Origin of the sequence: Agrobacterium sp. a22-2 (assembly GCF_012276985.1) — a bacterium.
Classification (GTDB): Bacteria; Pseudomonadota; Alphaproteobacteria; order Rhizobiales; family Rhizobiaceae; genus Allorhizobium.
Map to the genome: position 1 here is coordinate 46,515 of NZ_JAAXMM010000017.1, position 13,086 is coordinate 59,600.

Annotated in this window: 13 protein-coding genes; 4 read left to right on the forward strand and 9 right to left on the reverse strand. The window is 59.4% G+C overall.

Annotated elements, in window-relative coordinates:
- Positions 1-214 precede the first annotated feature (214 nt).
- The 5 genes from HFC70_RS22550 to HFC70_RS22570 form a co-directional block, all read right to left on the reverse strand.
- Positions 215-1,249, reverse strand: a complete 1,035-nt coding sequence (locus HFC70_RS22550; protein ID WP_168475542.1) for an aspartate-semialdehyde dehydrogenase — start codon at positions 1,247-1,249, stop codon at positions 215-217.
- A gap of 345 nt (positions 1,250-1,594) precedes the next feature.
- On the reverse strand, positions 1,595-2,320 hold the full coding sequence (locus HFC70_RS22555) for a phosphatase PAP2 family protein (RefSeq protein WP_246735918.1): 726 nt from the start codon (positions 2,318-2,320) through the stop codon (positions 1,595-1,597).
- Positions 2,321-2,565: 245 nt separating this feature from the next.
- Positions 2,566-3,678 (reverse strand): 3-isopropylmalate dehydrogenase, encoded by a 1,113-nt coding sequence (gene leuB / locus HFC70_RS22560; RefSeq protein WP_168475545.1) that lies wholly within the window; start codon positions 3,676-3,678, stop codon positions 2,566-2,568.
- A gap of 180 nt (positions 3,679-3,858) precedes the next feature.
- A complete protein-coding gene (gene leuD / locus HFC70_RS22565) occupies positions 3,859-4,464 on the reverse strand; it encodes a 3-isopropylmalate dehydratase small subunit (protein ID WP_168475622.1) in 606 nt (201 codons plus the stop codon).
- A 156-nt stretch (positions 4,465-4,620) separates the two neighbouring features.
- Positions 4,621-4,848, reverse strand: coding sequence for a hypothetical protein (locus HFC70_RS22570; protein WP_168475547.1), 228 nt, complete (start codon positions 4,846-4,848; stop codon positions 4,621-4,623).
- Positions 4,849-4,959: 111 nt separating this feature from the next.
- On the opposite strand from HFC70_RS22570, the gene HFC70_RS22575 reads away from it, so the two are divergent.
- The 3 genes from HFC70_RS22575 to HFC70_RS22585 all read left to right on the forward strand — a co-directional run bounded on the left by HFC70_RS22575 (position 4,960) and on the right by HFC70_RS22585 (position 6,606).
- A complete protein-coding gene (locus tag HFC70_RS22575; RefSeq protein WP_168475548.1) occupies positions 4,960-5,859 on the forward strand; it encodes a CoA ester lyase in 900 nt (299 codons plus the stop codon).
- Positions 5,860-5,867: 8 nt separating this feature from the next.
- Positions 5,868-6,074, forward strand: coding sequence for a DUF1737 domain-containing protein (locus HFC70_RS22580; protein WP_168475550.1), 207 nt, complete (start codon positions 5,868-5,870; stop codon positions 6,072-6,074).
- Positions 6,075-6,183: 109 nt separating this feature from the next.
- Positions 6,184-6,606 carry a heme-binding protein gene (locus HFC70_RS22585; RefSeq protein WP_168475551.1) on the forward strand — a complete coding sequence of 141 codons (423 nt, stop codon included), beginning with the start codon at positions 6,184-6,186 and terminating at the stop codon, positions 6,604-6,606.
- A gap of 41 nt (positions 6,607-6,647) precedes the next feature.
- On the opposite strand, the gene HFC70_RS22590 is transcribed toward HFC70_RS22585, so the two are convergent.
- Positions 6,648-7,091: a metallopeptidase family protein gene (locus HFC70_RS22590; protein WP_168475553.1), complete on the reverse strand. Its 444-nt coding sequence runs from the start codon at positions 7,089-7,091 to the stop codon at positions 6,648-6,650.
- Positions 7,092-7,268: 177 nt separating this feature from the next.
- Positions 7,269-9,221: an acetate--CoA ligase gene (gene acs / locus HFC70_RS22595; RefSeq protein WP_168475555.1), complete on the reverse strand. Its 1,953-nt coding sequence runs from the start codon at positions 9,219-9,221 to the stop codon at positions 7,269-7,271.
- Between the two features lie 238 nt (positions 9,222-9,459).
- Between acs and HFC70_RS22600 the strand changes: the two genes are divergently transcribed.
- Entirely contained in the window at positions 9,460-10,155 is a 696-nt protein-coding gene (locus HFC70_RS22600) for a DUF1013 domain-containing protein (protein WP_168475556.1), read from the forward strand.
- Between the two features lie 61 nt (positions 10,156-10,216).
- Here HFC70_RS22600 and HFC70_RS22605 read toward each other — a convergent pair whose 3' ends face one another.
- Together HFC70_RS22605 and HFC70_RS22610 are read right to left on the reverse strand one after the other, a co-directional pair.
- Positions 10,217-12,136 (reverse strand): propionyl-CoA synthetase, encoded by a 1,920-nt coding sequence (locus HFC70_RS22605; RefSeq protein WP_168475558.1) that lies wholly within the window; start codon positions 12,134-12,136, stop codon positions 10,217-10,219.
- 161 nt (positions 12,137-12,297) lie between these two features.
- Positions 12,298-12,957 carry a YggS family pyridoxal phosphate-dependent enzyme gene (locus HFC70_RS22610; protein ID WP_168475559.1) on the reverse strand — a complete coding sequence of 220 codons (660 nt, stop codon included), beginning with the start codon at positions 12,955-12,957 and terminating at the stop codon, positions 12,298-12,300.
- Positions 12,958-13,086 lie beyond the last annotated feature (129 nt).

Sequence of the window (13,086 nt, forward strand, 5' to 3'; positions counted from 1 at the left end):
GATTTGGGCGGAACATGCCAGCTGGGCCTGATTCTGTCACGCGCAACTGAAGTCTTTGCCTCTATATGACAAAGTGTTGATCAACCAGACCCGAATGCGGATCATGCCCAATATTCGGATTGACTTGAAAGATTCAACGATCAGCCGGAAAGACGCCGACACCCCGGCATCGCCGAGAGGCAATAACCGGGGTGTCGAAGACGTTCAAAGAAGATCAGGCAGCAGCCTTGCGCGGCTTGATCAGTCCACGATTGATCAGCAATTCGCCGATCTGGATCGCATTGAGAGCGGCGCCCTTGCGAAGATTGTCCGACACGATCCACATGTTGAGACCGTTCTCGACCGTCGCATCTTCGCGAATACGCGAGATGAAGGTGGCATCTTCGCCGGCGCACTCGTAAGGCGTGATATAGCCGCCGTTTTCGTGCTTGTCGATCACCAGGCAACCCGGTGCTTCGCGCAGGATGTCACGGGCCTGTTCGGCAGTGATTTCCTTCTCGAACTCGATATTGACCGACTCCGAATGGCCGATGAACACCGGCACGCGCACAGCCGTGCAGGTGACCTTGATCTTCGGATCCAGCATCTTCTTGGTTTCGGCCAGGACCTTCCACTCTTCCTTCGTGTAGCCATCCTCCATGAAACTGTCGATATGGGGAATGACGTTGAAAGCGATGCGCTTGGTGAACTTCTTGGTTTCGATCGGATCGGCCACGAAGACGGCGCGCGTCTGGTTGAACAGCTCGTCCATGCCGTCCTTGCCGGCACCCGACACCGACTGATAGGTGGAGACCACGATGCGCTTGATCGTAGCAAAATCGTGCAGCGGCTTCAGCGCCACGACGAGCTGGGCGGTCGAGCAATTGGGATTGGCAATGATGTTGCGCTTGGTGAAGCCGGTGATCGCGTCGGGATTGACCTCCGGAACGATCAGCGGCACATCCTGATCGTAGCGCCAGGCCGACGAGTTATCGATGACCACGCACCCCTGGGCGCCGATCTTCGGCGACCACTTCTGCGAAATGGTGCCGCCGGCCGACATCAGGCAAATGTCGGTCGTGGAAAAATCATAGTTCTCGAGATTCTGAACCTTTAGGACCTTGTCGCCGAAGGATACTTCGGTGCCCTGGGATCGGGCCGACGCAAGGGCGACCACTTCATCGGCCGGGAAGTCCCGCTCCGAGAGAATGTTGAGCATCTCGCGGCCGACATTGCCGGTAGCGCCCACGACTGCAATTTTGAAACCCATAATTTGTGCTCTCTTTCTGTCTCTCCGCGGGATGGTGAGGGGAAAAGTCGCTCGACGCGAACCTTCCTTGTCCCCGGCCGTGCCGGGGAGAGAGCGGTGGCCAGAGACGTCAGACGGTTTTCGTCGTCGTTTTGGCCGTGGTCATGATCGGAAGGGACAATAGCACACTCGCTCCGGCGTTAGCCGCCAGGCAAATATTCTCAGCAATGGACAAGCCGGAATAGCACATTCGAGAAATCCTTCCGTGCCTGCATTTAAAAGGTTTTTGGCCCGTGTCAAGCGGAAGCGTTGAAAGGCACGAAACTGACGGCCCATCTCCTGTGCGCGATGGGGACCCTGCAGAGGTCAGGCCGCCACGGCGCCTGACGGTTGCTCATCTGAGATTGGGGCCATCGGCTGCCGCTCCGGCGAGATCCTCGGACCGAGGTGACAGGCGCGACCTGACCAGAGCCGCTGGCGCAGCACCGGCACGCCGTGGATGCCGGTCTGGAACACCAGGCCATAGCGCGAAAAGACGATCGCCATCATCAGCGAGAACCACGAGCCGAAGGCAAGCCCGGCAATCACGTCACTTGGATAATGGGCGCCGACCATGACGCGGGACATGGCAATCCAGATGGCCAGGATGGCGAAGGTCACGCGGTGCCGTGGAAACAGCAGGCCAAAAATCATGAACAGCGCGCCGATCGTCGTCGAATGGCCTGACGGAAAGCTCTCGAACCGGGCAGCACCGGCAAACGGCTCGAAACCGAACGCGCCCCAATGGTCGAAATTGGCAGGGCGCGCCCGCCCGATGGCACGTTTGACGAGATTTGCAGCAATGCCCGAAAGAGCGACGCTGGCAAAGACATAGAAGGCCAGCTGGCTGAAGAACCGCGCCCGACAGCGTCCCTTTTTCGAGGTGAGGATATGCGACGCCGCCCAGGATTCGAACATCAGGAACAGCGCAACGCAGATGATCCAGTCCGATTTGCCGAAATCGGTAATCCGGCCGCCCAGCCAATCCATGACTGGTGCGACATGCTGCCTAGCGGCACCGGCAGGTCCGTCCAGCAGGAGGACGGCAAGCATGACGAGGCTTCCGCCAGCCATGCCATATGCTCTACAGTGAAGCGAGGGTATCGGCGTGCAGACACGCTTGTTGCGGCGATCCAACCATGACGATATTCGGTTCATGTGTCACTCCACTGGAGCCGGGATCACAAATACTATTGCGGCTAAGCAATATTTCTTCGCCAGCTATGGATGACACAGGATGCAGTGCGGAGCAAGACAGCGACACCCCCGATCCGCGGTGCCGCTGTCGAAATCAGCCCTTAGGCAGCAAGCAGCCGGAATTCGGCAAGTACGGCATCGCCCATTTCGGTCGTGCCGACCTTGGTGCAGCCTTCGGCCATGATATCGGCAGTGCGGATGCCTTTTCCGAGCACATTGGCGATCGCCGTTTCCAGCCGGTCTGCCAGATCCACCATGTTGAACGAGTAGCGAAGGCACATGGCGAAGGAGGCGATCATCGCGATCGGATTAGCGACACCCTTGCCGGCAATGTCGGGCGCCGAACCATGAACGGGCTCATACAGCGCCTTGCGCTTGCCGGTCTTGGCATCCGGTGCGCCGAGCGACGCCGATGGCAACATGCCGAGCGAGCCGGTCAGCATGGCGGCCACGTCGGACAGCATGTCGCCGAACAGATTGTCCGTGACGATGACGTCGAACTGCTTGGGCGCGCGCACCAGCTGCATACCGCCGGCATCGGCCAGCATGTGCTCGAGCTTGACATCCGGGTACTTGGTCTTGTGGGTCTCGGTCACCACCTGGTTCCACAACACGCCCGACTTCATGACATTGCGCTTTTCCATCGAGCAGACCATGTTCTTGCGGGTGCGCGCCAGTTCGAAGGCGACCGAGGCAATGCGTTCGATTTCATAGGTGTCGTAGACCTGGGTATCGATGGCCCGCTTCTGGCCATTGCCAAGGTCGGTAATCGTCTTCGGCTCGCCGAAATAGACGCCGCCGGTCAGTTCACGAACGATCAGGATATCGAGGCCTTCCACCAGTTCCGGCTTCAGCGACGACGCGGAAGCAAGGGCGGGATAGCAGATCGCCGGGCGCAGGTTGGCGAACAGCTCAAGATCCTTGCGCAGGCGCAGCAAGCCGGCTTCCGGGCGAACGTCATAGGGAACGTCGTCCCATTTGGGTCCGCCCACCGCACCGAACAGAACGGCATCGGCGGACATGGCCTTGGCCATATCCTCTTCGGAAATGGCAGCGCCATGAGCGTCATAGGCGCAACCGCCGACCAGTCCTTCATCGGTCTTGAATCCGGTGCCGAAATCGCTGTTCAGATGCGCGATGATCTTGCGGACTTCGTTCATCGCCTCCGGGCCGATACCGTCGCCGGGGAGAAGGAAAAGCTTACGCGCTGTCATGGGGCCAACCTTTGCAAAGTGAATAGAGGTGCCGCTTTTATCGACCGTAGGCCCTCATTTCAAGCACGCAAGAGGGCGCAGCGGTACGCCACGGCCCGGATTGCAGAGGTTTTAAAGAATTGTCTGAAGATTGGGCAGAGACGGCTACGGTCTACTTCGCCGCAGCCGTCCGACCGAACTTCAAGCCCAGGGCCGCGATACGGCGTTGGACTTTTCGAAACTGTCGATACTGGCGGCCTTCTCCAGCGTCAGGCCGATATCGTCGAGACCGTTCAGCAGGCAGTGGCGCTTGAAGGCATCGATGTCGAAACTGATCTTTCCGCCATCCGGCCCGGAGATTTCCTGCGCTTCCAGATCGACCGTCAGAACAGCATTCGAGCCACGCTGCGCATCGTCCATCAGCTTTTCCAGGTCTTCCGGGCTGACGACGATTGGCAGGATGCCGTTCTTGAAACAGTTGTTGTAGAAAATATCGGCAAAGCTCGTGGAGATCACGCAGCGGATGCCGAAATCGAGCAGGGCCCAGGGCGCATGTTCGCGTGAGGAACCACAGCCGAAATTATCGCCAGCAACGAGGATCTTGGCATTCTGATAAGCCGGCTTGTTGAGCACGAACTCCATATTGGGCGTGCCGTCTTCGTGATAGCGCGCTTCCGCGAAGAGGCCCGTGCCAAGGCCGGTCCGCTTGATCGTCTTCAGATAGTCTTTCGGGATGATCATGTCGGTGTCGATATTGACAACCGGAAGCGGTGCGGCAACGCCCGTAAGCTTGTTGAACTTTTCCATCGATCCTGCCTTCAATCTACGCATTTGCGAGTTTGCCCCTCGCAATAGAGCAAAAAAGGCACGATTTGAAGGGAAATATTGCCAGAGAAGATTCCGGCACGATCCTGGCGCCGAGAACGCCCTGCATCTCGGCAGGGCGGCGGGTGCATAGCGATATTACAGATCGATGATCGTGCCGCGACCGTCGTTCCAGACCCGCATGGGCTGTGCTTGGGGTTTAGCCCGGACAGGAACCGGCTTGGCACGCAGGGACAGCATGCGCGCGGCAAGGGCCATTGTCAGCACGGCGCCAGCCAGAAGCGTCAGGGATACCGTGACGACGGCGGCAGCCGCAAAAAGGGCAAGTCCGATAAGAGCGATAGCGACGGAACGCAGATTGTGCATGGTCATATTCCTTTCACACAACGAAGGTGGCCCTTCTCTCAAGGGATTGCAAGAGTTATTGATGTCACGTCTTCTTGTCCGATCCGGAAAAGCGCAACCACACGAGTTTCCATGGTTTCCTTTGCCCTTCACCACCCCGCGCGCCTGCGCCGCTCCGTGCTGAGCGTGCCTGCAATCAATCTGCGCGCCCTGCAGAAAGTCCACGACCTGGACTGCGACGCGGTGATCTTCGACCTGGAAGATTCGGTGGCCTCAGACAGGAAAGGCGAGGCACGCGACAATCTCAGGCGCTTCTTTGCCGAAACCCCTCTCGTCGACCGCGAGAGCATCATACGGATCAACGCGCTCGACACCGACTTTTCCGCGGCCGATCTGGAAACGGTGCTTGCCTGCGCGCCGGACGCGCTGCTACTGCCGAAGGTCAACGAACCCGAGGATGTGCAGGTCGCATCGGATTTCCTGGCCGATAACGACGCACCAGACGGTCTGCGCATCTGGGCGATGATGGAGACACCGCGCAGCATCCTCAACGCGGCGGCGATTGCGGAATACGGACGCACCAGGGATACGCGGCTCGATTGCTTCGTGATCGGCCTCAACGATCTGCGCAAGGACACCGGCGTGCCGGCCGAGCCGGGCCGAACCTATCTGGTCCCCTGGTTGATGCAGGTCGTGCTTTCGGCCCGCGCCTATGGGCTGGATGTGATCGACAGCGTCTCGAACGACTTCAAGGATCTGGAGAGCCTCGACGCCGAATGCCGGCAGGGCAGGGCCATGGGCTTCGATGGCAAAATGCTGATCCACCCGGCCCAGATCCCCGCTGCAAACCGTTGCTTCGGAATCTCGGAGCCCGACCTCGCCGAGGCCCGCGCCATCGCCACCGCCTTTGCCGACCCCGCAGCGGCGAGCCTCAACGTGATCAACTCCAACGGGCGCATGATCGAGCGCCTGCATCTTGAACAAGCCGAACGGCTGTTGCAAAAAGCAGCCCTGATCGACAAACGAAAGTGAACGGACAAATGAAGGTCTATCGATTCCTGACCGGCCCTGATGACGCCTCCTTCTGCCATCGGGTCACGGCAGCCCTCAATCAGGGCTGGGAACTGCACGGCTCGCCCAGCCTCTCCTTCAACGCCCAGACAGGCCAGATGAACTGCGGCCAGGCCGTGGTGAAGACAGTTCATGGCAAGGACTACGATCCGGACATGAAACTCGGCGAGCAGTAATCGGCCCCGCTTCGCCCATCAGCGGCAAAGGTGTTTCTCCAGGCGGTGCAATTGTCTTTCGCCAGCGTGTCGGCATTGAATGGCGCCATCACCACAAAGGAAGAATGCCATGCTGACCATCAAACGTCTCGACCAATCGGATGCGCAATTGCTGATCGCCGGCGCCAGGGCCAAGGCAGTCGAGATCGGCGTGCCTATGTGCATTGCCATAACCGACGAGAGCGGCCAGCTGATCGCCTTTGAACGAATGGACGGCGGCAAGGTTACCAGCACGACGATTGCCATCGACAAGGCCTTCACGGCGGCCGCAGCCCGCAAAGCAACCCATGAATATGGCGAAGCGAGCCAGCCCGGCAAACCCGCCTTCGGCATTCATTCCGCCATTTCAGGCCGGCTGATGATCGTCGGCGGCGGACTGCCTGTTATCGTCGATGGGGACGTGGTCGGCGGCATCGGCCTTAGCTCCGGAACCCCGGCACAGGACATGCAATGCGCCCAGGCCGGGCTCGACCACTTCTTTGCCGCGCTTTAGCGAGAGAAATGGCGTCCGGCCCTGATTAACCTGACATACGCTCAGGAACGATCGCCGGCCGTCGCGTCGGCGAATTCCTCGATCCGTTCCATATCGTCGTCGCTGAGGCCGAAATGGTGGCCGATCTCATGGATCAGCACGTGGGTGATGATATCGCCCAGCGTCTCTTCATTTTCCGCCCAGTAGTCGAGGATGGGGCGACGATAGAGCATGATGCGGTTCGGCAGCTCGCCGGTCTCCATCGTGAACCTCTCCGAAATGCCGCGGCCTTCGAACAGGCCGAGCAGGTCGAAAGGCGTCTCAAGCGCCATGTCCTCGAAAATTTCGTCCGAGGGAAAGTCGACGATCTCAATGATCAGATTGCCGGTCAGCGCACGGAATTCCTCAGGCAGATTTCCATAGGCCTCGATCGCAAGCGATTCGAACGTGCTGATCGTGGGCGCATGGCGTTCGCGCCAATCTTCAGTCTGGTCAATCCGGGCCATGAGAACTCCTACTCAAACCCACCATATAGGGCCTCTATCCCAGATTTTCGAGTGGGAATTCCCGCGAACCGCAATTTGTCGGCGGCTTCCATCCTGTCGCATTTCACCCCAAAAGCAAATGCCTCCCCGACGGTGCGGAGAGGCATTTATCTTTGCAAGACGATCCACCTGGAAAATTCAGGCGATTCGATTTTGCCGATTGGCGATCAGATCATCGACGACGGCGGGATCCGAGAGGGTGGATGTATCTCCCAGCGCTCCAAAATCGTCCTCCGCAATCTTGCGCAGGATTCGACGCATGATCTTGCCGGATCGGGTCTTCGGCAGGCCCGGCGCGAACTGGATCTTGTCGGGCGATGCGATCGGCCCGATCTCGGAACGCACATGCTTGATCAGCGCCTGACGAAGGGCCTCGTCGCCGTCGTGATCCGCCATCAGCGTCACGTAGCAATAGATGCCCTGGCCCTTGATCGGATGCGGATAGCCGACAACCGCTGCCTCCGACACCAGATGGTGCGAGACGAGGGCCGATTCCACTTCCGCGGTTCCGAGGCGATGGCCGGACACGTTGAGCACGTCGTCGACGCGGCCGGTGATCCAGTAATAGCCGTCCTCGTCGCGCCGGCAGCCGTCGCCGGTGAAATATTTCCCCTTGTAGGTCGAGAAATAGGTCTGCACGAAGCGCGCATGATCGCCGTAGATCGAACGGGCCTGGCCTGGCCAGCTGTCGACGATGCAGAGATTGCCGTCTGCCGCACCTTCCAGCACCACGCCTTCATTGTCGACCAGTTGCGGCTTGATGCCGAAGAACGGCAATGTCGCCGATCCCGGCTTGAGGTCCGTCGCACCGGGCAAGGGGCTGATCAGAATGCCGCCGGTCTCGGTCTGCCACCAGGTATCGACGATCGGCGAGGCGGCACCGCCGACGACGTTGTAATACCATTCCCAGGCTTCCGGATTGATCGGTTCGCCGACGGACCCGAGCAGGCGCAGCGACGACCGCGAGGAGCGCTCGACGAAATGATCTCCGGCCCCCATCAATGAGCGGATGGCCGTCGGCGCGGTGTAGAAAATATTGACCTTGTGCTTGTCGATGACCTCCCAGAACCGGCCCTGATCGGGGAAATTGGGAACGCCTTCAAACATCAGCGTGGTCGCACAATTGGCGAGTGGCCCGTAGACGATATAGGAGTGGCCGGTTACCCAACCGACGTCGGCGGTGCACCAGTAGATTTCGCCATCCTTGTAGTCGAACACATATTCGTGGGTCATCGAGGCATAGACGAGATAGCCGCCAGTCGTGTGTACGACACCCTTCGGCTTGCCGGTTGAACCTGACGTGTAGAGGATAAAAAGAGGATCCTCGGCCTTCATCTTGACCGGCGGGCAATCAGGCTTCGCCTTGGCGATTTCCTGGTGATACCAGAGGTCGCGGCCCGGCGCCCATTCGATCTTGCCGCCGGTGCGGCGCACCACCAGAACCTTGTTGACGATCACATACTGCCGGGCGGCAATATCGATGGCCGTATCGGTATTTTCCTTGAGCGGCACTGGCTTGCCGCCACGCAGGCCCTCGTCGCAGGTAATGACGAATGTCGATTCGCAGTCGACGATGCGACCGGCCAACGCTTCCGGCGAAAAGCCACCGAAAACCACCGAGTGAACCGCGCCGATCCGCGCGCAGGCCAGCATCGCAAAGGCGGCTTCCGGGATCATCGGCATGTAGATGGTGACGCGGTCGCCCTTCTTGACGCCGTTCGACTTCAGCACATTGGCCAGACGGCAGACGGAATCGTAAAGCTGGTTGTAGGTGATCTTCTTGTCGATATAGGGATTGTCGCCCTCCCAGATGATCGCCGTGCGCTCGCCATGGGTCTTCAGATGGCGGTCGATACAGTTGTAGGAGACATTGGTCAGACCGTCTTCATACCACTTGATCGGAACCTTGCCCTTGAAGCTGGTATTTTTGGCCTTGGTATAGGGCTTGAACCAATCGATGCGCTTGCCGTGCTTGGCCCAGAATTTCTCCGGATCCTCGATGCTGTCCTCGTACCATTTCAGGTATTTTTCGTTGTCGATCAATGCGCGGCTCTTGGCCGATTTCAAAACCGGATAGGTCTTGGCAGACATGAACACCTCCTCATGTGAATGCGCCAAAAACAATCGATGGCGGATCTCCTCTCCTCCATCTATGTGCTGCATTCATAGCAGGTCGTTTAAACGCAGCAATTAGACAAAGGTCATTTCGACCGTGAAGAATTGCATTTTCGCTACATTGGGCGTATACAGCCGCTGATTTCCCAGAAATTGTGGTTATGTCCACGGCCCGCGGCCCCACGGCCCGGACGCAGAGAAGGATTGTTACTCCATGGCCCAGACCCTGCTCATGCCAAAGGCGACCGCCGTTTGGCTGGTCGACAATACGGCACTGTCATTTGAACAGATCGCTCAGTTCTGCAAGCTTCACCCGCTTGAGGTGAAAGCCATTGCCGATGGCGAAGCGGCGCAGGGCATCAAGGGTCTCGACCCGATTGCCACAGGGCAGCTGTCGCGCGACGAGATCTCGCGGGCCGAAGGTGACGTGAACTACAAGCTGAAGCTTTCCGAGCCGAAGGTCAGGGTTCCCGATTCCAAGCGTCGCGGACCGCGCTATACGCCGGTTTCCAAGCGTCAGGACCGACCCAACGCCATTCTCTGGCTGGTGCGCAATCATCCGGAACTGAAGGACGCCCAGATTTCCCGCCTCGTCGGCACGACCAAGACGACGATTGAACAGATCCGCGACCGCAGCCACTGGAATTCGGCCAACCTCGCTCCCATGGACCCGGTAACGCTCGGTCTGTGCAGCCAGATCGATCTGGACCTTGAAGTCGAGAAGGCTTCGAAGGGCCGACCGCTGCCGACCGCTGCCGAACTCGGCGCGACCCTGCAGGCGACGACGGCAACCGAGAACCTCGGCCTCTACGGGCAGGAAGAGGAAAAGGAAATCGACGCCAATGCAGTCTTTGCGAAACTCAAGTCGCTGAAATCGACCCGCACCGACGACGAAGACGACCAATACTGACACGAAGCATCTGCACCCTTCTAAAAGCCCGGCCTGTGACACAACACAGGCCGGGCTTTTTTCATGAAGCAAGCTTGGCCATATCGTTCTGTTTCAGCACCTGGGTGATCTCTTCCAGGATCGCCGGATCGTCGATCGTGGCCGGCATCTTCCAGGGCATGCCGTCGGCGATCTTCTGCATGGTTCCACGCAGGATCTTTCCGGACCGGGTCTTCGGCAACCGCTCGACCACCATCACCGTCTTGAAGGCGGCAACCGGTCCGATCTCGTCGCGAACCAATTGAACGACCTCCTTGAAGATGGCCTTGCTGTCCCGGTGGACATTCTTCTTGAGCACCAGGAAGCCGCACGGGATTTGACCCTTCAGCTCATCCGCAATGCCGATCACCGCGCATTCCGCGACATCGGGATGCATGGCGCAGACTTCCTCCATCGCACCGGTCGACAGGCGGTGGCCGGCGCAGTTGATGATGTCGTCCGTGCGCGCCATGACGAAGATATATCCGTCATCATCCACCATTCCGGCATCGGCCGTCTTGTAATAGCCGGGGAATTCCTCAAGGCACGATGAGCGAAAGCGCGCATCGGCGTTCCAGAAGGTCACCAGGCAGCCCGGCGGCAAGGGCAGCTTGACGACGATATTGCCGAGCGTTCCGTTGGGCACCGGATGGCCTGAATCGTCCAGCACCTCGATGGCATAGCCGGGCATCGGCACGCAGGGAGAGCCATATTTCACCGGCAGCAGGCCAAGCCCCGCCGGATTGGCGGCGATCGGCCATCCGGTCTCGGTCTGCCACCAATGATCGATGATCGGCACCTGCAACATCTGCTCCGCCCATTTGATCGTTTCGGGATCTGCCCGTTCACCGGCAAGAAAGAGGGCGCGCAGGCCGGACAGGTCGTATCGTTTCACGTGGTCCGCCTCCGGATCTTCCAGGCGGATGGCCCGGAACGCCGTGGGTGCGGTGAACAGCGCCTTGACATCGTATTCGGAGACAATCCGCCAGAAAGTGCCGGCATCCGGTGTTCCGATCGGCTTTCCTTCGAAAATCACCGTGGCATTGCCGGCCAGCAGGGGCCCATAGACGATGTAGGAATGACCGACGACCCAGCCGATATCCGAGGCCGCCCAGAACACCTCTCCGGGCTTGACGCCGTAGATATTCTCCATCGTCCAGCTAAGTGCGACCATATGGCCGCCATTGTCCCGCACCACGCCCTTGGGCTGACCTGTGGTGCCGGACGTATAGAGAATGTAGAGCGGATCGGTAGATTGCACCGGCACGCAGGGAACCGAAGTTCCGTTGACCTTCTCCACCTCGACGGCATGGGCGAGATCGACATCGCCATGCTCGTAGCGCAGCGGCGCATGCAGCTGATCCCTCTGCAGGATGAAGCAATATTCCGGCTTGACGGTGGCCATGTCGACCGCGTGATCGAGCAGGGGTTTGTAGGGCACGACACGGCCCGGTTCCAGGCCGCAACTGGCGCAGATCACCACCTTCGCCTTGCAGTCGTCGATGCGGGTGGCAAGTTCATGGGCGGCGAACCCGCCGAACACCACGGAATGCACCGCGCCGATGCGGGCGCAGGCCAGCATGGAGAACACCGCTTCGGGTATCATCGGCATATAGATGACGACACGATCGCCCTTGGATACGCCATGGTTCTTCAGCACCCCGGCGATGGCTTCGACCTCCGTCAACGCCTCGGTGTAGCTGAACCTCTGCTTGATGCCCGTGACCGGGCTGTCGTAGATGATGGCGACCTCGTCGCCGCGGCCCGCATGAACATGACGGTCGAGGCAATTGTGACAGGTATTGGTTTCGCCTCCCGCAAACCAGCGACCGTATTCGCCCTGGTCGGCGTCGAACACGGTGTCGAATGGTCGCGACCAGTCGAGCTTTTCCGCCGCCGCTCGCCAGAACTGCTCCGGATCCTCTTTCCAGGATTGATAAACGTCAGAATATTGGCTGTCCATTGGCATCCTCCCAGGCAACGCATGACAATTTCTGTCTCGCGATAATAGGGGAGGGTGCCGTTTCATGGATACCCAGACGAAAGCGGTATCACGAAGCGCTGCGACATTTTGACCTAGGGCGAACCGCGCACTTGCCCGCTGGATCAGCAGACCCGGTGTTTTCAGCGCGTTCCGAAAATGGCCGATCCGACCCGTACGCTTGTCGCGCCGAAAGCGATGGCCGTCTCGAAATCGCCCGACATGCCCATGGAAAGACGGGACAGTCCGCACGCCTCGGCAAGCTTGGCCAGCAACGCGAAATGCGGACCCGGATTTTCATCGGCCGGCGGGATGCACATCAGGCCTTCGACGGGAAGACCGAGCTCGCCACGGCATAAACCGACAAAAGCAACCGTGTCGTCGGGAGCAATGCCCGCCTTCTGTGGCTCAAGCCCGGTATTGACCTGGACATAGCAGCGAAGGGAACGGTCCTGTCGTTTCATTTCATCGGCTAGCGCCCGCGCAATCTTTTCACGGTCGACCGTTTCGATAACATCAAAGAGAGCCACGGCATCGGCGGCCTTGTTGGACTGCAAGGGGCCGATCAGGTGCAATTCAAGATCGGGCGTCTCGGATTTCAGCAGCGGCCACTTACCCTGCGCCTCCTGCACCCGGTTCTCGCCGAACACGTGCTGGCCGGCAACGATGACGGGCCGGATCGCATCGGCATCGAACGTCTTGGACACCGCAACCAGTTGCACGGCGTCGGGCTCGCGTTTGGCCTGGCGCGTGGCGTCAGCGATCCGTCCTTTGACCTCGACCAGTCTCTCTTCAATCGTCATCTTGCAATCCCGTCATTGAACACCATCATTTACGGGATGAGGTGCAAACACGGCAAGGGCGGAACCGATGAACTTCGCTGCTATTTGAAACATGGCCGCAAAGGCCTGAAAACTTGACGCTTGCCCTGT